25 protein-coding genes are annotated in these 24162 nt (G+C 73.4%); 10 read left to right on the forward strand and 15 right to left on the reverse strand.

All coding sequences use genetic code 11. The features are described 5' to 3' along the window. Positions 1-124: 124 nt before the first annotated feature. Positions 125-775 (reverse strand): histidine phosphatase family protein, encoded by a 651-nt coding sequence (locus ACFVU7_RS10895; protein WP_049650499.1) that lies wholly within the window; start codon positions 773-775, stop codon positions 125-127. Between the two features lie 74 nt (positions 776-849). Then, the gene (gene hemL / locus ACFVU7_RS10900) at positions 850-2178 is read right to left on the reverse strand and encodes a glutamate-1-semialdehyde 2,1-aminomutase (RefSeq protein WP_375876951.1); all 1329 of its coding nucleotides are present in this window, start codon (positions 2176-2178) and stop codon (positions 850-852) included. Positions 2179-2617: 439 nt separating this feature from the next. Here hemL and ACFVU7_RS10905 point away from each other — a divergent pair, with 439 nt between their 5' ends. Then, positions 2618-3100: a hypothetical protein gene (locus ACFVU7_RS10905; protein ID WP_074004012.1), complete on the forward strand. Its 483-nt coding sequence runs from the start codon at positions 2618-2620 to the stop codon at positions 3098-3100. Positions 3101-3203: 103 nt separating this feature from the next. On the opposite strand, the gene ACFVU7_RS10910 is transcribed toward ACFVU7_RS10905, so the two are convergent. The 4 genes from ACFVU7_RS10910 to ACFVU7_RS10925 all read right to left on the reverse strand — a co-directional run bounded on the left by ACFVU7_RS10910 (position 3204) and on the right by ACFVU7_RS10925 (position 7423). Beyond that, positions 3204-3695, reverse strand: a complete 492-nt coding sequence (locus ACFVU7_RS10910; RefSeq protein WP_049650488.1) for a MarR family winged helix-turn-helix transcriptional regulator — start codon at positions 3693-3695, stop codon at positions 3204-3206. A 63-nt stretch (positions 3696-3758) separates the two neighbouring features. Next, positions 3759-5039: a glycosyltransferase family 39 protein gene (locus ACFVU7_RS10915; RefSeq protein ID WP_117488307.1), complete on the reverse strand. Its 1281-nt coding sequence runs from the start codon at positions 5037-5039 to the stop codon at positions 3759-3761. 227 nt (positions 5040-5266) lie between these two features. Next, positions 5267-6940: an RICIN domain-containing protein gene (locus tag ACFVU7_RS10920; RefSeq protein WP_234348284.1), complete on the reverse strand. Its 1674-nt coding sequence runs from the start codon at positions 6938-6940 to the stop codon at positions 5267-5269. Positions 6941-7183: 243 nt separating this feature from the next. Further along, positions 7184-7423 carry a chaplin gene (locus ACFVU7_RS10925; RefSeq protein ID WP_049650486.1) on the reverse strand — a complete coding sequence of 80 codons (240 nt, stop codon included), beginning with the start codon at positions 7421-7423 and terminating at the stop codon, positions 7184-7186. A 571-nt stretch (positions 7424-7994) separates the two neighbouring features. Here ACFVU7_RS10925 and ACFVU7_RS10930 point away from each other — a divergent pair. The 3 genes from ACFVU7_RS10930 (at position 7995) to ACFVU7_RS10940 (ending at position 9108) form a co-directional block, all read left to right on the forward strand. Beyond that, positions 7995-8237 (forward strand): chaplin, encoded by a 243-nt coding sequence (locus ACFVU7_RS10930; protein ID WP_049650485.1) that lies wholly within the window; start codon positions 7995-7997, stop codon positions 8235-8237. Positions 8238-8348: 111 nt separating this feature from the next. Beyond that, positions 8349-8618 (forward strand): chaplin, encoded by a 270-nt coding sequence (locus ACFVU7_RS10935; RefSeq protein ID WP_380744910.1) that lies wholly within the window; start codon positions 8349-8351, stop codon positions 8616-8618. 112 nt (positions 8619-8730) lie between these two features. Beyond that, positions 8731-9108 (forward strand): hypothetical protein, encoded by a 378-nt coding sequence (locus ACFVU7_RS10940; protein ID WP_147409124.1) that lies wholly within the window; start codon positions 8731-8733, stop codon positions 9106-9108. A gap of 82 nt (positions 9109-9190) precedes the next feature. Here ACFVU7_RS10940 and ACFVU7_RS10945 read toward each other — a convergent pair whose 3' ends face one another. Continuing rightward, positions 9191-9856: a hypothetical protein gene (locus ACFVU7_RS10945; protein ID WP_375877802.1), complete on the reverse strand. Its 666-nt coding sequence runs from the start codon at positions 9854-9856 to the stop codon at positions 9191-9193. 298 nt (positions 9857-10154) lie between these two features. Between ACFVU7_RS10945 and ACFVU7_RS10950 the strand changes: the two genes are divergently transcribed. The 3 genes from ACFVU7_RS10950 (at position 10155) to ACFVU7_RS10960 (ending at position 11389) form a co-directional block, all read left to right on the forward strand. After that, positions 10155-10499, forward strand: a complete 345-nt coding sequence (locus ACFVU7_RS10950; protein WP_049650481.1) for a hypothetical protein — start codon at positions 10155-10157, stop codon at positions 10497-10499. Positions 10500-10583: 84 nt separating this feature from the next. Continuing rightward, positions 10584-10928, forward strand: coding sequence for a rodlet layer protein (locus ACFVU7_RS10955; RefSeq protein ID WP_074004017.1), 345 nt, complete (start codon positions 10584-10586; stop codon positions 10926-10928). 191 nt (positions 10929-11119) lie between these two features. Further along, on the forward strand, positions 11120-11389 hold the full coding sequence (locus tag ACFVU7_RS10960) for a hypothetical protein (protein WP_380744907.1): 270 nt from the start codon (positions 11120-11122) through the stop codon (positions 11387-11389). 87 nt (positions 11390-11476) lie between these two features. Here the strand turns inward: ACFVU7_RS10960 and hemB are convergent, their stop codons facing one another. The 7 genes from hemB to ACFVU7_RS10995 form a co-directional block, all read right to left on the reverse strand. Further along, complete coding sequence (gene hemB / locus ACFVU7_RS10965; RefSeq protein WP_074004018.1) at positions 11477-12457, reverse strand: porphobilinogen synthase; 981 nt, start codon at positions 12455-12457, stop codon at positions 11477-11479. 74 nt (positions 12458-12531) lie between these two features. Further along, positions 12532-14184, reverse strand: coding sequence for a bifunctional uroporphyrinogen-III C-methyltransferase/uroporphyrinogen-III synthase (locus ACFVU7_RS10970; protein WP_049650477.1), 1653 nt, complete (start codon positions 14182-14184; stop codon positions 12532-12534). Further along, the gene (gene hemC, locus ACFVU7_RS10975) at positions 14181-15188 is read right to left on the reverse strand and encodes a hydroxymethylbilane synthase (RefSeq protein WP_049650476.1); all 1008 of its coding nucleotides are present in this window, start codon (positions 15186-15188) and stop codon (positions 14181-14183) included. The genes ACFVU7_RS10970 and hemC overlap by 4 nt, the downstream gene beginning before the upstream one ends. A gap of 41 nt (positions 15189-15229) precedes the next feature. Next, a complete protein-coding gene (locus ACFVU7_RS10980; protein WP_388044908.1) occupies positions 15230-16570 on the reverse strand; it encodes a glutamyl-tRNA reductase in 1341 nt (446 codons plus the stop codon). Positions 16571-16595: 25 nt separating this feature from the next. After that, positions 16596-17492 (reverse strand): redox-sensing transcriptional repressor Rex, encoded by an 897-nt coding sequence (locus tag ACFVU7_RS10985; protein ID WP_049650497.1) that lies wholly within the window; start codon positions 17490-17492, stop codon positions 16596-16598. A gap of 107 nt (positions 17493-17599) precedes the next feature. Beyond that, positions 17600-18355, reverse strand: coding sequence for an exonuclease domain-containing protein (locus tag ACFVU7_RS10990; RefSeq protein WP_380739288.1), 756 nt, complete (start codon positions 18353-18355; stop codon positions 17600-17602). A 205-nt stretch (positions 18356-18560) separates the two neighbouring features. Beyond that, positions 18561-18854 (reverse strand): glutaredoxin family protein, encoded by a 294-nt coding sequence (locus tag ACFVU7_RS10995; RefSeq protein ID WP_049650473.1) that lies wholly within the window; start codon positions 18852-18854, stop codon positions 18561-18563. 102 nt (positions 18855-18956) lie between these two features. On the opposite strand from ACFVU7_RS10995, the gene ACFVU7_RS11000 reads away from it, so the two are divergent. From ACFVU7_RS11000 to ACFVU7_RS11010, 3 genes are all read left to right on the forward strand, one after another. Continuing rightward, positions 18957-19988, forward strand: coding sequence for an HAD family phosphatase (locus ACFVU7_RS11000; RefSeq protein WP_074004021.1), 1032 nt, complete (start codon positions 18957-18959; stop codon positions 19986-19988). Positions 19989-20660: 672 nt separating this feature from the next. After that, entirely contained in the window at positions 20661-21476 is an 816-nt protein-coding gene (locus ACFVU7_RS11005) for an ECF subfamily RNA polymerase sigma factor, BldN family (RefSeq protein WP_380777110.1), read from the forward strand. A gap of 280 nt (positions 21477-21756) precedes the next feature. Next, positions 21757-23052, forward strand: a complete 1296-nt coding sequence (locus ACFVU7_RS11010) for a DUF5667 domain-containing protein (RefSeq protein WP_388044909.1) — start codon at positions 21757-21759, stop codon at positions 23050-23052. A gap of 95 nt (positions 23053-23147) precedes the next feature. Here ACFVU7_RS11010 and ACFVU7_RS11015 read toward each other — a convergent pair whose 3' ends face one another. Further along, positions 23148-24155 carry a lysophospholipid acyltransferase family protein gene (locus tag ACFVU7_RS11015; protein WP_380739282.1) on the reverse strand — a complete coding sequence of 336 codons (1008 nt, stop codon included), beginning with the start codon at positions 24153-24155 and terminating at the stop codon, positions 23148-23150. Between the last annotated feature and the right edge of the window lie 7 nt (positions 24156-24162).

Genomic DNA, 24162 nt, shown 5'->3' on the forward strand with positions numbered 1-24162 from the left:
GTTCCGGGCCGGTTCGCCGGGGTCCTCCCTTGCGCGTCGCACCCCTTCTGACCTGCGACGAAATCGGGTCACCCGGCAGTCGCCGGGTGACCCGAAGTCATACTTACACGCCGCTTACGGGAGGCTAGGCGCCGAAGCTCTTGCCCACCGGCTTGTCGCCCTTGCGGCCCTTGCCCACCAGGTGCGCGGGCAGCAGGTCGCGGGCCGGCTCGCGGTAGCCGACCGAGACGATCCGGTCGCCCTCGAAGGTGAAGCTGGTCAGCGAGGCCAGCGAGCACTGCCGGTTGCGCGGGTCGTGCCAGAGCCGGCGGCGCTCGGCGAAGGAGCGGAGGATCCAGATCGGCAGCTGGTGGCTGACGCAGACCGCCTCGTGCCCGCGCGCGGCGTCCCGGGCCGCGCCGATCGCGCCCATCATCCGCACCGCCTGGTCGAGGTAGGGCTCGCCCCAGGACGGCTTGAACGGGTTGGTGAGGTACTTCCAGTAGCCCGGGTTCCGCAGCGAACCGTCGCCGACCCCGAAGGTCTTGCCCTCGAAGACGTTCTCCGCCTCGATCAGCCGCGCGTCCACCGCGATGTCCAGGCCGTGCGCCTCGGCGATCGGCGCGGCGGTCTCCTGGGCCCGCTCCAGCGGGGAGGCCACCACGTGGGTGACGTCCCGGTCGGCCAGGTCCTCGGCGACCCGCTCGGCCATCTTCCGGCCCAGCTCGGACAGGTGGTAGTCCGGCAGGCGCCCGTACAGGACGCCCTCCGGGTTGTGCACCTCGCCGTGCCGCATCACGTGGACGACGGTGATCTCTTTCGCGCTCACTTCTCGACTACTCCTGGGAATCGGGGTACGGGCCGCGGCGGTCAGGCCGTGGCGGCGGCAGCGGCGCGCGCGGCGGCCGGCAGGGCGGCGGCGATCCGCTCGATCGCCCGCTCGTCGTGGGCCGCCGAGACGAACCAGGACTCGAAGGCGGACGGCGGCAGGTAGACGCCCTCGGCCAGCATCGCGTGGAAGAAGGCGGTGAAACGGTACGCCTCCTGGGTCCTGGCCTCGTCGTAGTCGGTGACCGGGGCCTCGGTGAAGAACACCGAGAACATGTTCCCGGCGGTCTGCAGCCGGTGTGCGACGCCCTCCTTGGCGAGCGCGTCGGCGACCAGGCCGGAGACCTCGGCGGCGACCTTGTCCACCGTCGCGTACGCCTCGTCGGTGCAGCCGCGCAGCTGGGCCAGGCCCGCCGCGGTGGCGACCGGGTTCCCGGACAGGGTGCCCGCCTGGTAGACCGGGCCGGCCGGGGCCAGGTGCGCCATCACGTCGGCGCGGCCGCCGAAGGCCGCGGCCGGGAAGCCGCCGCCCATGACCTTGCCGAAGGTCAGCAGGTCCGGCGCCCAGCCCTCGTGCGCCGCCTCCAGGCCGTACCAGCCGGCCTTGGAGACGCGGAAGCCGGTCATCACCTCGTCGGAGATGAACAGCGCGCCGTTCTCCCGGCAGAGCCGGGCCAGGCCGCCGTTGAAGCCGGGCAGCGGCGGGACGACGCCCATGTTGCCGGGCGAGGCCTCGGTGATCACGCAGGCGATCTCGCCCGGGTGGGCGGCGAACGCCTGCTCGACGGCGGCCAGGTCGTTGTACGGCAGCACGATGGTGTCGCCGGCCTGGGCGCCGGTGACGCCCGGGGTGTCCGGCAGGCCGAAGGTGGCGACGCCGGAACCGGCGGCGGCCAGCAGCGCGTCCACGTGACCGTGGTAGCAGCCGGCGAACTTCACCACCTTCGCGCGGCCGGTGAAGCCGCGGGCCAGCCGGATCGCGGACATGGTGGCCTCGGTGCCGGAGGAGACCAGGCGGACCTGCTCGACCGGGGCGACCCGGGCGACGATCTCCTCGGCCAGCTCGACCTCGCCCTCGCCGGGGGTGCCGAAGGAGGTGCCGCGGGAGACGGCCCGCTGGACGGCGTCGATCACCGCGGGGTGCGCGTGGCCGAGGATCATCGGACCCCACGAGCACACCAGGTCGACGTACTCGCGGCCGTCGGCGTCGGTGAGGTAGGGACCGGTGCCGGACACCATGAAGCGCGGCGTGCCGCCGACCGCGCGGAAGGCGCGCACCGGGGAGTTGACGCCGCCGGGCGTCACCACGGAGGCGCGGTCGAACAGCGACTGGGACTGGGGGGCTTCGTAGGGGTAGCTCACAAAAGACATGGTCTCAAATCGTGTCCTCACGCTCTGCATGTCCGACCCGATCATCTGGAACGATGATCCGGGCACCGTTGTCTGTACGGTTGTCCGTACAGCAGGGGCCGCTGACTTCACCGGACCGGGGACCAGTCAGACTGTGTACACAGAGTGCACAGGACCTCCGGTCTGTGTGCAGGGGTGTGGAGAGGACTGCCGCGTACCGCGAATGGGTACGGCGGCGCATGACGGGTAAGGAGCACGTCCGGTGGGCGCCGGACGTGCGGGGGTCTGTCGATTCCGGCGAATTCCGGTGAGGATGGTCCGAGTGTCCGAGGCGCAGGACGGTTACGACGAGGCCGCGGGGGGCTCCCGCAGGCCCGCCGAGACCGCACGCGGGGGTACGGGAGCGGGTACGGGTCGTGGTCGTCGCGGCGGTGAGAGGCGGGGTGAGGGACGCGTGGGGGTGACCTACAAGTACTTCGGAGCCCCGGACCGCGCGACGGCCGCCAGAGTGCCCACCGCCCTCGGGCCGGGCGGACTCGGCCTGGAGGCCGGCGAGCTCGGCGCACTGGGCCGCCTCGGCGACCTGATGGAGACCAGCGGCTCCCCCACCGGCCATCTCTCCACCAAGATCAAACCGGAGACGATGAGCGCCATGGTGCTCACCGGCATCCAGGGCGTCCCGCTGCACCAGGTGCCACCGCTGGAACTGGTGGTGCTGCACCCCGACTACGCCGTCGTCCAGCTCCCCCACAACGTCGTCGAGCCGCTGCGCAAGGCCGACGAGACCGAGCTCGGCGCCGCCGCCTTCATCTGGTCCACCGTGCCGGACCGGCGCGGGCCGCGGGACGCGTTCGTGATCTACAGCATGCTGCACGAGTGGCAGGACTTCGCCAACCGGCTGCACGAGGCCGGGCACCAGCTGTACTGCCTGGTCTGGCCGTAGCACCCCGGGGTCCGGTCCGCCGTTCGAACGCGGGCCGGATCCAGACTGACCCTTCGAACACCGGTCGCATTCAAGCGAGTTGACGGACGGTCGGTTCCGGCGACTATCCCCGGGAACGGCGGGCGCGGCGGACGGTGCGTTCGACCTCGACGGGCTCCGCGAGGTGGCCGTCCACCAGGTGCGTCAGGGCCGAGAGGAACACCTCGCGCTCGGGCTGCGGCAGCGACTCCAGCAGCTCGCGGTGCACCCGGTCGGCGATCGCGCTGCCCCGCACCACGGCCCGCTCGCCCGCCTCGGTGACCGAGACGATCCGGGCCCGCCGGTCGGTCGCGGACGGGCGGCGCTCGGCCAGGCCCGCCTTCTCCAGCTCGTCGACGGTGACCACCATGGTCGTCTTGTCCAGGTCCGCCAGCTCGGCCAGCTGGATCTGGGTGCGCTCGCCCGCCCGCGCGTGGAACAGCACGCAGTAGGCGCGCGGGGTGATCCCGAGCTCGGTGAAGGCGGCCGCCATCCGGGTGGCCAGCACGTGGCTCGCGTGGTCCATCAGCCCGGAGATGTCGCGGATCTGGCGCACGGGCGGCGGGGTCGTCGTCATACGTCCGAGGTTAGCAACGGCCCGTCTGCTGCCGGATGATCCCGTTGCCAACCAACGCCGGGTCTACGGGATGCCCAACTCGAACAGCGCATAGCCCGCGTACCAGCCCGCCGCGAGGACCGGCATGGCCAGCAGCCCGGCCAGCGAGGAGGTCCGCAGCTTGCGCAGCGCCACCGCCAGGCCGATGCAGAGCGGGAAGGCGGGCAGCAGGTAGCGCGAGATGTTGCCGAAGATCTGGTTGCTGCTCAGCGCGGTGATGATGGTGAGCGCGGTGTAGACCCACAGCACCAGCGGCGGCCGGGTGCGCCAGAGCAGCACCAGCAAGCCGGGCAGGGCGATCAGCAGGGCGATCGCGATCAGGTCCGGGACGGGGTTGGACTGCCAGAAGTCCCAGTGGCCGGTGATCACGTCCATGATCGTGCGCAGGGTGGAGGCGCCGCCGTCGAAGTAGCGGTTCCAGGCGCCCTGCTGGAGCTTGAAGTAGCCGCCCCAGTCGCCCATCTTCCAGCCGACCCAGGCGACGTAGCCGATCAGGCCCCACGGGGTGATCAGCATCGCGGTCAGCGGGCGGGCCACCCCGTCGGTGCGGCGGACCAGCGCGACCAGCGCGGCGATCGAGACGGCGGCGATCAGCGCGGCGGCGGTCGGCCGGTTGAGGCCCGCCACCAGCGCCAGCAGGCCGGCCGCCACCCAGCGGCGGGTCATCACGCAGTAGCAGGCCCAGGCGGACAGCGCGACGAACAGCGAGTCCGAGTAGACCGCCCACTCCACGCCGGAGCCCGGGAACAGGCCCCAGAGCACCGCGGCGATCACGCCCGCCCGGAAGCCGCCCAGCCGCTCGGCGACGGCGAAGATCCCGGCCGCGGCGACCAGCGAGGCGATCACCGAGACGACGATCCCGGAGCCGTACGGGCCGAGCCCGGTGACGGCGCCGACCAGCCGCATCAGCCAGGGGTAGAGCGGGAAGAAGGCGGCCGAGTTCTCGTAGTAGGTGGCCAGCGGGAAGCCGTGCAGCGGGATCAGCTGCGGGTCGTACCCGTTCTCGGCGATCCGCTGGTACCAGATGCCGTCCCAGGTGCCCAGCACGTCCCAGGCGTGGGCGCCGCCGCCGCGGCCCGGCTGCTTCTTCAGGTAGTCGCCGGTGTGCGAGAGCAGCAGCAGGAAGACGGTCAGGCCGATGGCCTTGACCACCGCGTACGCGCCCAGCGCGGGCGCGAAGCGGTCCACCAGTGCCCCGAACCGTCCGGACGCCGGGCCCGTCCGTTCCTCGGGGGCCTCCGCGGGCGCCGCCCCGGGCGCTCCGGGCTGGGTGCTGGACGACTCGGTGCTCGATGCCGTGCTCATCTGGTCTGGGTACTCCCCGCCCCGCTCGTGGTCCGCGCGGCTCCGGCGCAACGATTTTCCCGTGAGCCTACGGCACGACCCCGAACCGACGGCCCCTGGCGCCCTCCGGACCGGCGCGCAGCACCACGCCACCCGTGCCGAGCACCACACCGGCCCGGTCGTGCACGCGGGCGCCGCCGCCCGGGTGGGGGCGGCGGCGGCCGGGGCCTCAGGACGTGCGGGGCGGATCAGCCGTGGACGTAGACGATGCCGAGCTTGGTGAGCTGCCAGAGCTGGTCGGCGGCGCCGGTGTCGGCGGCGAGTTCGACGTACGGGTTGCCCTTGGCGTCGAGGGTGGCGCCGGCGGCCAGGACCTTGCCCTGGTCCTGGGAGTCGGCGATCTTGTAGCGGCCGTTGCCGGCCGGCTTGAACACCCAGTGCTGGTTGCCGCCGCCGGTGCAGCCCCACTGCTGGATCCGGGTGCCGGGGGCGGTGGAGGCGGCGTTGGCGTCCAGGCACATGTTCCGGTTGCCGCTGAAGTCGAGCTCGTAGCTGCCGCCGGCCTTCGCCTCCAGGACGAAGGACTGGTTGAGCCCGCCGGTGGCCGGATAGGTGATCGCGGCCCGGCCGTTGGTCGAGTCGCCGTAGCTGCCGCCGCCGGTGAGGTCGAGCGCGTTGCCGCTGGCCGCGTTGGTCAGCTGGTACCAGGCGCCGTCCTCGGGGACGTCGCCGAACGGCTGTCCGGGCGTGAGCGGCTGGATCGAGGTGGTGTTCTGCTGGTTGAGGGTGCAGTACGCCTGCGCCAGCTCCGGCCGGGCGTAGAACTGGCCGAGGCAGACGCCCTCGCCGCGGTAGCCGGCCACCCGCAGGTGGTACGACTGGCGGACCATGTTCATGCACAGCCCGGGGATGCCGATCTGCGAGTCGCAGCCGTTGCGCACCCACTCGGAGAGGTTGATGACGTCCCCGTTGGTGTACTCGTACGGGGAGCTCGTCCACTCCGCGCAGACCTCGTGGCCGAAGGCGACCCGCCGCTGGTCGAGGTACCGGACGCCGGGCACCTGCTCGGCCGCGCCGCGCAGCGCGTCGCTGAGCGTCGGCACCACCCAGTTGTGGCCCCAGGCGAGGTCCTCGGGGAAGGCCGGGCAGCCGTCGGCGACCTTGCCGAGGTAGTCGTTGCGCCGGATGTCCGGGGTGATCGGGTTGAAGTACGACTGGTAGACCAGCTGGTACGAGGAGTCGGCGTAGCCGGCCCGGCGCATGGTCTGACGGATGTTCTGGAGCGCCGCGACCACCTTGGGCTGGACGCCCTTGGCGCGCCGGCGGATCTCGTCGCTGCCGATGGTGTCCCGGCAGCCCTGGTCCTTGGGGATCGGGAAGTACTGCGCGAGGCAGTGCATCATGATGCCGCTGAAGTCGAAGTCGTCGTTGGCGCCGATCGTGACGACGACCATCTTGACGTCGTACTTCGCCGCCGTGTCGGCCAGTTTGACGTCCTGCTTGGGCTCGCCGAAGTCGCCGCTGCCGGGGCCGGTGACCTTCGCCAGCTCCGGGTCGCTGACCAGGTCGCCGGTCTGGGCTCCGGAACAGGCGAGGTCGATCGGGGTGACCCCGGGGATGTCGGTGACGAAGATCTCCGACTTGGGGTGGCGGTGGCAGTAGTTGGTGGGGCTGTCCGTCTCCGGGAAGTAGCCGTCGTTGGTGTCGGTGCCGGCGCCCTCCCCGGAGATGGCGCTGTCGCCGAGGGCGACGACCGCGGCCGGTCGGGTGGCCGCGGGCGCGGCCGGGGCGGGGTCGGCCAGGGCGGCGGGGGCGCCGGCCAGGCCGAGGGTGGCGAGGAGGGTTCCGGTGGCGAGCAGTGCGGCGCACCGGGAGGACCCGGTGCGCGTCCGCCGCGCCGCCGACCGTGGGGACCTGGTCACACGCGTCTCCTTGCGGGGGTGGGGGGCCGCCCGGGCGGGGCGCCGAGCGGCGCGGAGCAAGAGAGGAGCAGGAAAGGTGAGCAGGTCTCGCATTCTAGGTACTGACAAGTAACGCAACAAGGCTTGTGACACCACCGGTAACTGACGGTGCGTCGCCGCCCCGGCACGACGAAGAGCCGCCGCCCCACGCCCCAGGAGGGAAGCGCGGAACGGCGGCTCGCACCGGCCGAACCGGGTGCGGGCTCAGCCCACGTTGGCGCACTTGTTGCCGAAGGCCGGGTTCAGCAGGCCGATGATGTCGATGGTGTTGCCGCAGACGTTGACCGGAACGTGCACCGGGACCTGGATCTGGTTGCCCGAGATGACACCGGGGGAACCGGCGGCAACGCCCTGGGCGCCGGAGCTGGCCATCGCGGTACCGGCGCCGGTGGCAACGATGCCCACCACGGCCGCGCCGACAGCGGCGGTCTTCTTGATGCTCATACGAGCCTCCTGACTGTTCGACAGATATGCACGGGGAGTGCGACATCTAGAACGAGACCCCACCGGACCGGTTGCGACGCTCCCCGCACTGTCACCCATCCGGCCCAACGGCGCCGCGGACCGGGCATTCGGGTGATCGGAGGGTCCGACCGTTTCCCCGCCCGCGGTGCCTCGTTCTCCCTGATGGAACCCGGTCTCCACCGGCCCCTACGCACGAATCGAGTACCGCCCATGCGCAAGCACGCCCACGCCGTCGTCGGCATCGCGGCCACCGGCGGCTCGGTCGGCGCGGCGGGCCTCCCCTACCCGGCGTCCGGCAATCCGTGCCGGAACGCCTGACCGGAATTCCAACCGTCGCGCCTTTGTCCGAAGCCTTTCCCGGCCGTGCGGGAATCGCTTCGCGGGGCATCGCGACACGGCCGCCGCGGCCACGCCCGAGCCATGGGCGGAACACGCCGGTGTGCGCCGCCCGAGTGACAATCACGGAAATCCCTACAGCCTTCGGGTGAGTATTCGTGCTCGCCCGAATCCCGACATTTCCCTTCCGTCGGGCAGAAATCGGAGGAATGACATGCGCAACTTCAAGAAGGCCGCCGTCCTGTCGCTGGCCGCCAGCGGCCTGGTGCTCGGCGCCGCCGGCGGTGCGGTCGCCAGCTCCGGTGCCGAGGGCGTCGCCGCCGGTTCCCCCGGTGTGCTCTCCGGCAACCAGATCCAGATCCCGATCCACATCCCGATCAACCTGTGCGGCAACAGCATCGACATCATCGGCCTGCTGAACCCGGCCTTCGGCAACCAGTGCGCCAACGTCGGCTGAACCCGCGGTCGCCACGTCGGCGACAGCTGATTCACCCGAGCCCGTGCCGCGCCCCGCAGCGCCGGGGCGCGGCACGCTCCACCCGTGTGTGATCGAGGAGATCAACCCCCCATGCAGAACATGAAGAAGGCCGCCGTCCTCTCCGCCGCCGCAGCCGGCCTGGTGCTGGGCGCGGCGGGCTCCGCCGCCGCCAGCGCCGGCGCCGAGGGCGTGGCCGCCAACTCCCCCGGTGTCGTCTCCGGCAACCAGATCCAGGTCCCGGTGCACGTGCCGATCAACCTGTGCGGCAACAGCATCAACGTCGTCGGCCTGCTGAACCCGGCCTTCGGCAACGCCTGCGCCAACGTCGAGGCCGTCCCGCAGCCCGCGGACGACTGCTGATCCCGATCGGCACGCGTACCGGCCGTCCTGCCCCCCGACCAGTCGGCCGGGGGGCAGTTCGGCGTCTCCGGACAACCGTCCGGTACCTCCGATCCACCGAAGGGTGATCACGATGGTTTCGAAGAAGAGCGCGGCCGGCCTGGCCGCCGCCGTGGGTGCCGCGGTGCTGCTCGGCGCCGGTTCGGCGCAGGCCGCCACCGCCCCGGGCGAGGCCCCGGCCGGCCCGGCCAAGCTGACCAAGACCGACCTGGGCCAGGCGCTGGGCGGGACGACCACCGGCCTCGGCTACGGCGTCGCGCCGATCAAGAGCCTGCGGCTGGACCCGTGGGCGAACTCCTCGGCCGACTTCCTCAACAACGGCGCGGCCCTCCAGCCGGACCAGGGCCTGCCCGCGATCGGCACCGGGACGCTCACCGGCCCGCTGAGCGCCGGCGGCGGCGTCAAGGACCTCCCGCTGGTCGGCGGGCTGACCGGCGTCCTGCCGGGCTGAGCGCCCCACCGGGCGCGCGAGAGCCCGGCATCCCGCCGCGCGGCCGGGGTGCCGGGCTCTCGTACCGGATGGGATCCCGGGGTCAGAGCCGGGTCAGGTCGGTCAGGCCGGTCTGCCCCACCACGGTGGTGGCGGTCGTGGTGGTGGTGCCGGCCAGGGCGCCCGCCGTGTCGGTGAGGGAGAGCCGGCTGTCGTCGCCGCCGAGGCTGGCCTTGGCCCCGGGGATCACCTGCACCGCGCCGGAGACCAGCCGCGGGTCGATCTCGTCCACCTTCAGCCGGCCGTCGGCGAGCTGGCCGGCGCCGTCCCGGGCGAGCGAGAGCGGCTGCCCGAGGGTGAGCCCGGGGGTCTTGGCGTGCAGCGGGGCGGCCGGGGCGTCCAGCAGCACCTTGCCGAGGTCGGCGCCCTGGTCGACCAGCGGGAGCGGCAGCTCGGCCTTGGCGCTCGGGCCCACCTTGCCGGTGGTCAGCTGGGGGACGATCTGCTCCGGGAGCAGCGCCCCGTCGGAGCTGGTGGTCCGGCCGGGCGCCGGCGGCATGAGCAGCGAGGTCGGGATGCCGGCCGTGAGGCGGCTGCCCAGTGGGGCGAGCGGGATGTCCGCGGGGACCTGCTGGGTGGCCAGCGAGTCCTCCAGGGCGCCCACCTGGTCGGGGCCGATCGGGGCGGCGGCAGAGGCCGCCCCCTGGGAGGCGAGCACACCGGCACCGACCGCCAGCAGCATCACGCCGGCCCGCTTGGAGAACTTCATGCTTTTCACCGTTCTGCTGTCCGTACTGGGGATCACTGGGAGCGGCTGCGGGGGCGCAGCCGGAAAGCGTTCTGCTCAACGAGTGACCGGGAGCTCGGATTGCGGCCGTTAACCGGTTCGGCTTAATAATCCGACCGGATTCCGTTGACCGTCGCGCCTCCGGGACTCTTTTCCAGAATCCCCGTAACCTTCCGTGCCGTCATTCTTTGATCTGAACGTCAGTGACTGCCGACCGGGTCTGAGCGTTCTCAGCGCCGTACGCAAGGAATCCAAAGAGCATTTCAGAGAGGGATCTCCCATGATCCAGAAGTCCTTCGCCGCCGCCGGCCTGGCCGTCGCCGCGCTGGCCGGTGCCGCCGGCCCGGCCTCGGCCATCGGTGACGCGGACGGCGCCGCCGCCTCGATCGAGGGCAACGGCGGCACCAACTTCACGGGCACGGTCGGGAACAACAGCCCGAACTTCCACTTCCTGGACAACCCGAACATCTGCCTGCCGGAGATCCACAACATCGCCGTCGGCGTGCTCGGTGTGGCAGTCCCGGTCGAGGTCCCGATCGCCAACAACGGCGGTCGGCAGTACTGCACCGTCGGCCAGGGCACCCAGAGCCAGGGCGACGGCGGCGTGTCCCACCTGATCGGCTGATCGGTCGCCGCCCTGATCTCCCTGCACCACCCGCTGTTCCACCTTCGAATCGCCCCCCGATTCACCCCGAGAGGAAAACCAGAAATGATCAAGAAGTCCCTCGCCGCCGCCGGCCTGGCCGCCGCCGCCCTCGCGATGTCCGCCGGCTCGGCCTCCGCCATCGTCGACTCGGACGGCGCCGCCACCTCCGTCCAGGGCAACGGCGGCACCAACCACACCGGCACCGCCGGCAACGGCAGCCCGAACAGCCACGTTCTGGACAACCCGAACATCTGCCTGCCGGAGGTCCACAACATCGCGGTCGCCGTCATCGGCATCGCGGTTCCGGTCGAGGTCCCGGTCCTGAACAACCAGCCGAAGCAGATCTGCAACGTCGGCCAGAACACCCAGTCCACGGGCGACGCGGGTGTCTCGCACCTGATCGGCTGATCACGGGGCACGGCACGGTCGGAGGGCCCGGGGAGGAACACCTCCCCGGGCCCTCCGGGCTGTGCGGACGAAGTGTCCGGCCGACCGCCGCAGCGCGGTCCGGCCGGGTGAGCGGCGGGCCGGTCCGGACCGCCGGATGTGAACACGTGTCAGAGCGCCCGCGGGGGCGCTCCCAGAGAGAGGGCAGTTCCATGAAGAGCAAGCTGGCCAAGGCCGCCCTGACCGCCGCCGCCGCACTGGCGCTCGCCGGTGCCGCCACCCCGGCCTTCGCCCACGTGGGCGTCGTCGGCGGCGGCGAGCTCGTCGCCTCCGCCGACCAGCCGTTCCTGGCCGGCGGGGGCTTCGGCCTCGCCCACGCCGGGGACACCGCCGCCGGCGGCTTCGGCGGCGGCGCCGCCACCTCGACCGACCTGGTCGGCGGCGGCGCGGGCTTCGGGCACGCCGGCGACGTGGGCTTCTGAGGCCTGCCGGACACGGCCTAGCGGGAACCGGGAAGGCCGGGCCGCTCCCCCACGGGAGCGGCCCGGCCTTCCGCCGTACAGGGTCCGCTACTTGAGCATCGCGGCGGCTTCGAGGGCCCAGTAGGTGAGGATCTGCTCGGCGCCCGCGCGGCGGATCGAGGTGAGCGTCTCCATGATCATCCGCTCCCGGTCGATCCAGCCGTTCGCGGCGGCCGCCTCGACCATCGCGTACTCGCCGGACACCTGGTAGGCGGAGACCGGCACCGGGGAGGCGTCGGCGACCTGGCGCAGGATGTCCAGGTAGGCCATGGCCGGCTTGACCATCACCATGTCGGCGCCCTCGGCGAGGTCCTGCTCCAGCTCGCGCAGCGCCTCGCGGGCGTTGGCCGGGTCCTGCTGGTACGACTTGCGGTCGCCCTTGAGCGAGGAGCCGACGGCCTCGCGGAACGGGCCGTAGAAGGCCGAGGCGTACTTGGCGGTGTAGGCGAGGATGCCCACGTCCTGGTGCCCGGCCTCGTCCAGCGCCCGCCGGACCACGGCGATCTGGCCGTCCATCATGCCGGACGGGCCGACCAGGTGGACGCCGGCGTCGGCCTGCACCCGGGCCATCTCGGCGTAGCGCTCCAGGGTGGCGTCGTTGTCGACGCTGCCGTCGGCGGCCAGCACGCCGCAGTGGCCGTGGTCGGTGTACTCGTCCAGGCAGAGGTCCGACATGACCACCAGGGAGTCGCCGACCTCGGAGACCACGTCCCGGATCGCCTGCTGGAGGATGCCGTCCGGGTTGGTGCCCTCGCTGCCGACGGCGTCCTGCACCTCCGGGACGCCGAACAGCATGAGGCCGCCCAGGCCCGCCTCGGCCGCCTCCACCGCGGCCTTGCGCAGGGTGTCCCGGGTGTGCTGGACCACGCCCGGCATCGACGTCACCGGGACGGGCTCGCTGACGCCCTCGCGGACGAACAGCGGCAGGATCAGCTCCGCCGGGTGCAGCCGGGTCTCGGCCACCAGCCGGCGCATCGCCGGGCTCTGGCGCAGCCGGCGGGGGCGAACGTACGGGAATTCAGCGGACACGGCTTCTCTCTCCGAACGGTTGTGCAGTGCCGGGGGCGACGAACGGCCGCCCCCGGCAGCATAGTTAAGAATTCTCAGCGGGCCTTGCGACGCGAGCCGGGGCGGCGCTCGCTGGGCCGGTAGACCGGCTCACCGGCGGCCGTCGCGGTGTCCCGGCGCTTGGCACCGAAGTCCGCCAGCGCCTGGGCCAGCGCGGCCGCCGACGGCGCCGGGGCCATCACGTCGACCCGCAGGCCGTGCTCCTCGGCGGTCTTGGCGGTCGCCGGGCCGATGCAGGCGATGACCGTGACGTTGTGCGGCTTGCCCGCGATGCCGACCAGGTTCCGGACGGTCGAGGACGAGGTGAACAGCACCGCGTCGAAGCCGCCGCCCTTGATCGCCTCGCGGGTCTCGGCCGGCGGCGGCGAGGCGCGCACCGTCCGGTACGCCGTCACGTCGTCGACCTCCCAGCCCAGCTCGACCAGGCCGGCCACCAGGGTCTCGGTGGCGATGTCGGCGCGCGGCAGCAGCACCCGGTCGATCGGGTCGAAGACCGGGTCGTACGGCGGCCAGTCCTCCAGCAGCCCGGCCGCGGACTGCTCGCCGGAGGGCACCAGGTCCGGCTTCACGCCGAAGTCCACCAGGGCCTGCGCGGTGGTCTCGCCGACCGCCGCGACCTTGATCCCGGCGAACGCGCGGGCGTCCAGGCCGTACTCCTCGAACTTCTCCCGGACGGCGCGCACCGCGTTCACCGAGGTGAAGGCGATCCACTCGTAGCGGCCGGTGACCAGGCCCTTGATGGCCCGCTCCATCTGCTGCGGGGTGCGCGGCGGCTCGACCGCGATGGTCGGCACCTCCTGCGGCACCGCGCCGTACGAGCGCAGCTGCTCGGACAGGCCGGTGGCCTGCTCCTTGGTGCGCGGCACGAGGACGTTCCAGCCGAACAGCGGCTTGGTCTCGAACCACGAGTGCGAGGCCCGGTGGGCGACCTGCTCGCCCACCACGGCTATCACCGAGGTGGCCGGGTCGACCGGGGCGGAGACCGGCGAGGGCAGCACCCGGGCGGCCTTCAGGTCCGCCGCGATCCCGGACAGCGAGGAGGTGAAGGTCCGCTGGCGGGTGGTGGTGCCGGAGAGCGTGGCGCTCAGCGCCGACTCCGGCTTGCGGCCACCCGCGACCAGCGCGGCGGCGGTGGCCGGCAGCTGGCCCAGGGTGGTGCGGACCACCAGGGTGGTCTCCGGCGCGCCCAGGTCGACCGGGCTGCCGGCCAGCAGCGCGGCGCCGTCCACGAAGCGCACGTCGGTGCCGGAACCGGCGCGCAGCGGGACACCCGCGTACGCCGGGACGCCGACCGACTGGGCGACGCCCGGGATCACCTCGAACGGGATCCCGTCGCCCGCGCAGCTGAGCATCTCCTCGGCGGCGCAGCCGTCCAGGCCGGGGTCGCCGTCGACGGTGCGCACCACGTGCTTGCCGGAGCGGACGGCCTCGGCGACCACCTTGGCCAGGTCGAAGTCGGCGCCCTCGGCGGCGGGGGCGTGCACCTGCACGCCGGCCGGGCAGTGGCTGCGCACGGCGGCGGCGGTCAGCGGGTCGGCGACCAGCACGTCGGCGGTGGACAGCACCTCGACCGCGCGCAGGGTCAGCAGCCCCGGGTCCCCGGGGCCCGCGCCCAGGAAGGTGCACCGTCCGGTGGCGGGCTGTCCCGCCGGGAACAGGGCGTCGGTGGCGGCGGTGGTGGGGCTCATCGGGCTCGCTCCCCCATCAGGGCGGCCGCGCCCGCGGCGAGCAGCCGGTCAGCCAGCGTGCGGCCGAGGGCCGCCGCCCGCTGCTCGGCGGTCTCGTCGAGGACGATCGGACCGTTGGCGGACATCTTCAGCAGGGCGGTTCCGTCGGGGTCGCCGACCACGCCGTCCAGCCGCAGCTCGTTCTCCCGGCCCCAGGTGGCCAGCGCGGCCACCGGTGCCGAGCAGCCGGCCTCCAGGGTGGCCAGCAGGGCGCGCTCGGCGGCCACGGCGACCCGGGTGGGGGCGTGGTCCAGCGCGGCGAGCGCGGCGGTCAGCTCCTCGTCGGCGGTGGTGCACTCGATCGCGAGCGCACCCTGGCCGGGGGCCGGGATCATCACCTCGGTGTCGAGGTGCTGGGATATCTCGGCGCTGCGGCCGAGCCGGTTCAGGCCGGCCGTGGCCAGCACCACCGCGTCCAGCTCGCCGCTGGTCACGAAGCCGATCCGGGTGTCCACGTTGCCGCGGATCGCGACGGTCTCCAGCTGGGCGCCGCGGGCCCTGGCCCAGGCGTTCAGCTGCGCCATCCGGCGCGGCGAACCGGTGCCGATCCGGGCCGGGCGGCCGGCGCCGGCGAGCTTCTCGACCAGCTCCTCCAGGGCCAGGCCCTCGGCGGCGACCAAGGCGTCCCGGACGTCCTCGCGCTCGGGGACGGCGGCCAGCGCCAGGCCCTCGGGGGCGGCGGTGGGCAGGTCCTTGAGCGAGTGCACGGCGAAGTCGATCCGGCCCTCCAGCAGCGCGTCGCGCAGCGCGGAGACGAACACGCCGGTGCCGCCGATCTGGGCCAGCGACTCCCGGGAGGTGTCGCCGTACGTGGTGATCTCGACCAGCTCGACGGGGCGCCCGGTGACCCTGGTCACCTCGCGGGCCACCATGCCCGACTGCGCCATGGCGAGGGCGCTGCGCCGGGTGCCGAGCCGCAGGGCCGCGGTGGCCGAGGGCTGCTCCGTGATCGGTTGACCATTCATGAGGTGATCGTCCCGGTGGTACTCGTGGGATGGCTGACGGTTCATCTGGTGCCCCCGGCCGAGGGCTGGGGCGCGCCGCCGACGGGCGTGCCCGACACGGCGTGCACGGCCGCCGGGTCGAGGTCGAACAGTTCCCGCAGCGCCTCCGCGTAGGAGGCGCCGCCGGGCTCGGCGGCCAGCTGCTTCACCCGGACGGTCGGGGCGTGCAGCAGCTTGTCGACGACGCGGCGGACGGTCTGGGTGATCTCGGCGCGCGAGCGCTCGTCCAGGTCGGGCAGCCGGGAGTCCAGCCGGCCGAGCTCGGCGGCGACCACGTCGGAGGCCATCGAGCGCAGCGCGACCACGGTCGGCGCGATCCGGGCGGCCCGCTGGGCGGCGCCGAAGGCCGTCACCTCGTCGGAGACGATCCGGGTCACCTGGTCGACGTCGCCGGCGCCGGGGCTGGCGGCGTGCGCGTGGGAGAGGCTCTCCAGGTCGACCAGCAGGGCGCCGGGCAGCTCGTGCACGGCGTGGTCGACGTCGCGCGGCATGGCCAGGTCCAGCAGGGCGAGCGGCTCGGGGGACCTGCGGGAGGCGACGGCGGCGGCCACGTCCTCGGCCCGGACCACCACACCGGCCGCGCCGGTGCAGGAGATCACCAGGTCCACGTCGGCGAGCGCCTCCGGCACCTTGGCGAGGTCCAGCACCCGGGCCACGTCCGGGCCGAGGATCTCGACCAGCCGCTCGGCCCGGGCCGGGGTCCGGTTGGCGATCAGCAGGTCGGTCACGCCGGAGCGGACCAGGGTGGCGGCGGCCAGCGAGCTCATCGAGCCGGCCCCGACCACCAGCGCGCGCTTGCCGGCGATCTCGCCCGCGCCCGCCGCGACCTGCTCCAGGCCGAAGGTGACCAGCGACTGGCCGGCCTTGTCGATGCCGGTCTCGCTGTGCGCCCGCTTGCCGACCCGCAGCGCCTGCTGGAACAGCTCGTTCAGGCCGCGCCCGGCGGTGTGCTCCTCCTGGGCCTTGGCCAGCGCGTCGCGCAGCTGGCCGAGGATCTGGCCCTCGCCGACGACCATCGAGTCCAGGCCGCAGGCCACCGAGAAGAGGTGGTGGACGGCGCGGTCCTCGTAGTGGACGTACAGGTGGGAGGTCAGCTCCTCCAGGTCCACCCCGCTGTGGTGGGCCAGCAGCAGCGACAGCTCGGCGACGCCGGCGTGGAACTTGTCCACGTCCGCGTACAGCTCGATCCGGTTGCAGGTGTTCAGCAGCGCGGCCTCGCCGACCGTCGCGGTGGCGGCCGCGTCGTGCAGCAGCCGGGTCGGCACCTCACCGGTCAGCGCGGCGCGCTCCAGTACCCCGACCGGGGCCGTGCGATGGCTCAGCCCTACGACGAGAAGGCTCATGCCCGCCCCCCACAGCTCTCGGTGTTCATGCGGGCATCACCGCGGAGAGATCCCCGTCGCCGCCCTTGGCGGACTTTCCCTTGGCCTGCTCGGCCTGGTCCTTGGCCGCCGGCTCGGCGGCGCCCCGGCCCTTGCCGCTGCCGCCGGCCGCGCGGCGCAGCTTGGCGGCGGCCGCCCGGACCGGACCGGGGGCGCGGTCCAGCACCGACTCGGCGCGGTCGTCCGGCTCCTCGCCGGCCTTGCGCTGCTCGTGGAAGGCCAGGATCTGGAGCTCGATGGAGAGGTCCACCTTGCGCACGTCCACGCCGTCCGGGACGGACAGCACGGTCGGGGCGAAGTTCAGGATGCTGGTGACGCCGGCCTCCACCAGCCGGTCGCACACCTGCTGGGCGGCGCCGGGCGGGGTGGTGATCACGCCGATGGAGACGTGCTGGCTCTCGACGATCGACTCCAGCTCGTCCATGTGCCGCACCGGCAGTCCGGCCGCGGTGGAACCGACCACGTGGGGATCGGCGTCCAACAGGGCGGCCACCCGGAAGCCGCGGGAGGCGAACCCGCCGTAGTTGGCGAGCGCGTGGCCGAGGTTCCCGATGCCGACGATGACGACCGGCCAGTCCTGGGTCAGACCGAGCTCGCGGGAGATCTGGTAGACGAGGTACTCGACGTCGTAGCCGACGCCGCGGGTGCCGTAGGAGCCGAGGTAGGAGAAGTCCTTGCGCAGCTTGGCCGAGTTCACGCCGGCGGCGGCGGCCAGCTCCTCGGAGGAGACGGTCGGCACCGAGCGCTCGGAGAGCGCGGTGAGGGCCCGCAGATAGAGGGGCAGGCGGGCGACCGTCGCCTCCGGGATGCCCCGGGCACGCGAGGGTCGGCGCGCGGCGCCCTGGTCGGGCGTCTGCGAACTGCTCTGTGGTGATCGGCCGATTGCCACGGTGCTCCTGTGGGTGAAGCTGGGCTTAGGCAGCCAGGCTATGTGTTTGTGAACGTGTGCACAAAGATGGTGTCCGTTTTGTCCCCGCACAGTGATGCGCATCACGCCATCGAACGCATAGCACCGGCCTGGGTCAGCACGACCTCCGGGGCCTGGGAATCGGGCAGCCACGGGCCGTACGACGCCTCCCGGCGCAGCAGCGGGACGGCGGCACCGGACGGGCGGGAACGGGCCCGGCCGAGCCGGGGCCAGGGCAGCCGGGCGGCCTCCCGCAGCGGGCCGGTCCAGTCGTCCGACGGACAGGACGGGGCGTCCAGGCAGTACCGCAGCAGCTCGGCGGTCACCCGGGCGTCGCCCAGCGCGGTGTGCGCCGGGTACCAGCCGAGGTCCGCCGCCTCCACGCAGGCCGCCAGGCCGTGGCTCCGGGCCTCCGGCAGGTGGGCGCGGGCCAACCGCATCGTGCACAGCAGCGGGACGGGCGGCAGCGGCACCCCGATCCGGGCGAACTCGCGATCCAGGAACGCGTGGTCACAGCTGACGTGGTGACCGACCAGCACCCGGCCGGCCAGCAGCTCCAGCAGCCACGGGGCGATCTCGCGGAAGCGCGGGGCGCCCTCGACGTCGCACTGGCGTATCCGGTGCACATGGGTCGGGCCGACCGGGCCCAGCGGGTCCAGCAGGGTGGCGAACTCCCCCTCGGCGCGGAGCCGCTCGTCGAGCAGCACCACCGCGACCTCGACCACCCGGTGCCGCCACGGGCTGCGGCCGGTCGCCTCCACGTCCACCACGGCGAAGCCCCGGGGGGCCGTCCGGAACTCCGGGGCTCCGGGGGCCCCAGGGACAGGACCGGGAAGCATGGCGCACTCCTCGTGTGCTCAGCCCCCCACGGGCGCAAACGCGTTCGATCGTAAGCCGACCAACCCGCCCCGCCCCAAGCCGGAACGGAGTGTCTTTGGCAACGATTCGGCGAACCGCCCCCGCCGATCGGCGGGGGGCCGGTGCGCGGACGAACGCGCGGTCAGACCCCGCTCAGCCGCCGCCCGGCCGCGCCCGGCCGCGCACTCAGCCCCCGAGGGCGGTGCGCAGCCGGCGCTCGTCGACCCGCCAGAAGTCGTGCTGGCGACCGTCGATCAGGGTGACCGGAATCTGCTCCCAGTAACGGCGGTACAGCTCCTCGTCCCGGGTGATGTCCCGCTCCTCGAAGGACGCGCCCAACTCCCCCGTCACCCGGAGGATCACCTCGCGGGCCTCGTCGCACAGGTGGCAGCCGGGCTTGCCGACCAGGGTCACGGTCCGGCCCGCGGGCTCGGGGCTCTTACGTCGCAGCAGTGGGCTCACCACCCCATTCTCCGCCATGGCGCCCACCCGCCCCCGGGGCCTGCGCCCGGTGGAGCTGTTCACCCCGCGGGCACGGCTGCGTCACGGCCGCCGGGCGCCCGGCTGGCTATCCTCGATGACATGGCCGTGCTCAGAAGGCTCACCCAGGCAAGGCGTTCCAGCAGCGAGCGGAGCGCCCTGGCCGGCGAAGCCGCGGCCGAGGCGGCCGAGGCCGCGCTGCGGGCCGAGCCGGCACCCGACGCCGGGCCCCGGGACACCGCCGGACCAGGGGGCAGCACCGGCCCCGGGGACGCCGCCGGGCCGGACGCGCCGGCCGCGGCCAAGCCCGGACGGACCCCCAAGGCCCCCGCCGAGAACCACACCCCGGACCCGGACGACCCCCGCGCCGCCGCCTTCTTCGACTGCGACAACACCATCCTGCGCGGCGCCGCGATCTTCTACCTCGGCGTCGGCCTCTACCGCCGCGGCTTCCTCACCCGCCGCGACATCGCCCGCTTCGCCTGGCAGCAGGCCTGGTTCCGGCTGCACGGCACCGAGGACCCGGACCACATCTCGGACGCCAAGCAGTCCGCCCTCGGCATCGTGGCCGGCAAGCCCACCGCCGACCTGGAGGCGATCTGCGAGGAGATCTTCGAAGAGGTCGTGGCGGACAAGATCTGGCCGGGCACCCGCGCCCTGGTCCAGATGCACCTGGACGCCGGCCAGCGGGTCTGGCTGGTCACCGCCGCCCCGCTGGAGGTGGCCCGGATCATCGCCCGGCGGCTCGGCATGACCGGCGCGCTGGGCACCGTCGCCGAGGCCAGGGACGGCCGCTACACCGGCCGACTGGTCGGCGACCTGCTGCACGGCCCGGCCAAGGCCGCCGCCGTCCGGGCCCTGGCCCGGCGCGAGCGCCTCGACCTCGACCGCTGCGCCGCCTACAGCGACTCGGCCAACGACATCCCGATGCTCTCGCTGGTCGGCCACCCGTACGTGGTGAACCCGGACGGCGCGCTGCGGCGCCACGCCCGGGCCCAGGGCTGGCGGGTGCGGGACTTCCGGACCGGGCGCAAGGCGGCCCGGGTGGGGCTGCCGGCGGCGGCCGCGCTCGGGGTGCTGGCCGGCGCGGCGGCGGCCGGGGTGGCGCTGAACCGGCGCCGCCACCGGGCCTGAACCACCCGCCCGAACCCCGGCCCGGAACCCCGGCCCGGAACCCCGGCCCCGAGCCTCGCGCCGGACGGCCGTCCGGGCCGCCGGAGGCTTTCCGGAAGCTTTCCGGAGACTCTCCGAGGCGCTCCGGGGCTCTCCGGGGCCGTTCGGAGGCCGCCCGGTCGGGCTCGCCCCGGCGGGTGAGCGGTCGTCAACAAGGCCTCTGACCTGGCCCCTCTTACGGGCGAACTCCCCGCCGCCACAGGGCAGTCCGCGTCACCTGCTCGAACCTGTCGCCCGGTGACCGGTTCTGATCGTTCGCCAGGCCGGGAAAGTCAGGGGTTGCCGAGCCCCAAGGCTGGGAAACCGCCCCCCAGGCCGCCAAATTGGTCACCCTGAGCGCCCGTTCGATCACGTTAAGCCGGATGAACGATGACAGCTCCGGTCAATGTCAGCCGAACATGCGCAACAAATGGATCCCAAACGACCACTTCGACCACACGGTGTAGCTGTCATTGCACAAAGCGTTATTCTCTCCTGGATGCACGTCACCACGCGTCCCGCTCGAACGGACGCTTCGGGGAGTGCTCTCCGCGCAGGCGGAGGTGATCCGTCCACAGTTCTGCCTCTGGGAGTCCCGTGTACCCACCCGTCCGGAACGACGCGCCTGCACCCTCCCGCCCGTCGTCCGCGCCCCTGCGTCCCCGCACCGGCCTCCGCGACCGGCCGACCGCCGAGCGGCAGATCTCCACGGGCCTGACCCTGTTGCGCACCCTGCTCCGCAGCCAGTTCGCCGCCACGCCCCAACTCGCGCTCGCCGGAGGACCGTTCGCCCAGCCGCAGCCGCCCGGCCTGGCACTGCGCACCACCGCCGCCGGCTCGACCGGCACCGGCTCGCGCGGCCGCACCGGCAGCGCCGGCCGGGGCCGCGCCCGGACCGCGCCCAGCCCCGGCTACGAGACCGAGCACAACCCGGTCATGGAGCTGGTCGAACGGGCCCAGGCCGGCGAGAGCGAGGCCTTCGGCCGGCTCTACGACCACTACGCGGACACCGTCTACCGCTACATCTACTACCGGGTCGGCAGCCGGGCCACCGCCGAGGACCTCACCAGCGAGACCTTCCTGCGCGCCCTGCGCCGGATCGGCACCTTCACCTGGCAGGGCCGGGACTTCGGCGCCTGGCTGGTCACCATCGCCCGCAACCTGGTCGCCGACCACTTCAAGTCCAGCCGCTTCCGGCTGGAGGTCACCACCGGCGAGATGCTCGACTCCAACGAGTGCGAGCGCAGCCCCGAGGAGTCGGTGCTGGAGTCGCTCTCCAACGCCGCCCTGCTGGACGCGGTGCGCCGGCTCAACCCGCAGCAGCAGGAGTGCGTCACCCTGCGCTTCCTGCAGGGGCTGTCGGTGGCCGAGACGGCCCGGATCATGGGCAAGAACGAGGGCGCCATCAAGACCCTCCAGTACCGCGCCGTCCGCACCCTGGCCCGGCTGCTCCCGCCCGACGCGCGATGAACAGCGCCGAGGACGGCACCGGCTCCGTGCGGTCCGGCACCGTACGGTCCGGCCGGCCGTCATCGTTCGCGCCCGGCCGACACGTCAGGGTGAACGGTAGGTCCGATGATCTGCCGTGCGTAACCGACCGCCCGCACCGCTCGTTGGCCAACGTGCAAGCCCCCACCAGGCGTACGGTCAAGTCGAATTGCGGCCTATCACCCGATGGAGTGGCTTTGGCCAGCCGGGGCAACCGTCCGGCGGGCCGGGCTGTCGACAACGACGAAGGGAGGTGTGGCCCGTGACGGCAAACGTGCTTGAGCACCGGCGGGCGAAGGCCTTCGCCGAGGCGCTGGAGGCCCACCAGGCGGAGCAACGCGCTGCGGCCAACGCCGAATCGGACAACACCGCTGCCACCGGCGCGGGTTCGGCCGCGATGGCCGGGCTGGTCGGACTGGCCGACGCACTGGGGGCACTGCCCGGGCCGGTGCTGGACCGGGAGGTCCATACGGTCCAACGCGCCCAGCTGATGGCCGCGTTCGAGCAGGCCTTCGCCGGCGGGACGGGCACCCCGGTGCCCCGCCAGCGCCGCCACCGGGCGATCCGGACGGCGCCGCGCGGCCGCTGGAGCCGCCGGTTCGCGATCGGCGGGCTGGTCGCCGGGCTCGCCGTCGGCAGCCTGGCCGGCGTCGCCGCGGCCAGCTCCAACGCCCTCCCCGGGGACAGCCTGTACGGCCTCAAACGCGGCTTGGAAGGGCTCCGGCTCGACTTCGCGGGCTCCGACTCCGAACGCGGCGAGATGCTGCTCGACAACGCGGCCACCCGGCTCGGCGAGGCCAAGACCCTGGTCGGCCGCACCGACCAGGCCGGCGCGCTCAGCCCGGCCACCGTCGAACAGGTCCGCCGCGCCCTGGACGACATGCACACCGACGCCCTCAAGGGCCGCGAGCTGCTGCGCTCGGTCTACCGCAGCAACGGCTCGCTCGACCCGATGCGGGCCCTGGCCGGCTTCGCCCACGACGAGGACGGCCGGTGGAGCGAGCTGCAGGGCCGGCTGCCCGTCCAGCTCACCCAGCAGGCCGACCTGGTGAACCGGCTCTTCGACGACATAAGCGAGGACGTCGCGCCCCTGCGCCTGGTCCTGCCCCCCGCTCAGAGCGGTGGCGCGGCCGGCGACGGAGCGGGCGACGGTTCGTCCCATTCGACCGGTGGTTCCCCGGCCGGTTCCCCGGCGGCCGGCTCCGGCACCTCGGCCGGCACCGACCAGGCCCCGGGCTCCGGCGCCGCCGGCAACCGCCCCGGCGCCACCGAGCACGCCCCGGCCTACCCCGGCGCCGGTGCCTCCGGCAACGGCGGCAAGGGCGGCGTCCTGCCGGACACCCTGCCCAGCAGCGCCCCGGACGCCGTCAACGGCCTGGTCGGCGGTCTCACCAGCGGGCTCACCGGCACCAAGCCCTCGCCGAGCGCCGACGCGGCCCCGGCGCAGGGACCGCAGCAGGCCTCGCCCAGCGCCCCGAACGCGGCCCAGCCGCAGGGCGTCGAGGTTCCCCCGCTGCTTCCGGACCTGCTGCCCGGGCTGCGCATCCTGGGCGGCTGACAGCAGGGCGGTGGGGGCCCGGCGGAGTGCGATATCCGCCGGGCCCTCGCCGTCCCCAGGGAACCCCGGGAACCCCCGGGATCCCTCGGGTTCTCCTAGAAGAACACCGAACGCCGCTGCACCAACAGCTCGTAGAGGGTGTGCTGGATGGTCTCGCGCACCTCGTCGGCCAGGTCGAAGACCAGCATCGGGTCGTCCGCCGCCTCCACCGGGTAGGTGTCGGTGGCGATCGGCTCGCCGAAGCGGATCGTCCACTTGGTCGGCAGCGGCAGCGCCCCGAGCGGGCCCAGCCACGGGAAGGTCGGGGTGATCGGCACGTACGGCAGGCCCAGCAGCCGGGCCAGCGTCTTCACGTTGCCGATCATCGGGTAGGTCTCCTCCGCCCCGACGATCGAGCAGGGCACGATCGGCACCCGCGCCCGCAGCGCCGAGGAGACGAAGCCGCCGCGGCCGAACCGCTGGAGCTTGTAGCGCTCGGAGAACGGCTTGCCGATGCCCTTGAAGCCCTCCGGCCAGACCCCGACCAGTTCGCCGCGCTCCAGCAGGGCCTGGGCGTCCTCGTTGCAGGCCAGGGTGTGGCCGGCCTTGCGGGCCAGCTCGTTGACGCCGGGCAGCACGAAGACCAGGTCCGCGGCGAGCATCCGCAGGTGCCGCCGGGCGGGGTGGTGGTCGTGGACGGCCACCTGGGTCATCAGGGCGTCGAGCGGGATCGTCCCGGAGTGGTTGGCGACGATCAGCGCGCCGCCCTCGGCCGGGATGTGCTCCGCGCCCTGGACGTCGATCCGGAAGTACTTCTCGGCCAGCGGGCGCAGCAGCGAGAGCAGCACCTCCTCGGTGAGCTCCCGGTCGAAGCCGAACTCGTCCACCTCGTAGTCGCCGGTCACCCGGCGGCGCAGGAAGGCCAGCCGCTCGGCGGCGCGGCCCTCCCAGCCCTTGCCGAACAGCCGGGTGGCGACCGGGCCGAGCGGGCCGGCCAGCGCCCCGCCGACGGCCTCGGCGAGCCGGTCGGCCGGATTCGGCCCCTCGGGCGACGTCCAGCTGGGGGCCGTCTCGATCGGGATGACCTTGGCCTCGCCCGGCGCGTTCTCGGCTGCGGCACTCATCGCGGGT

Origin of the sequence: Kitasatospora sp. NPDC058046, assembly GCF_042885595.1 — a bacterium.
GTDB lineage: Bacteria > Actinomycetota > Actinomycetes > Streptomycetales > Streptomycetaceae > Kitasatospora.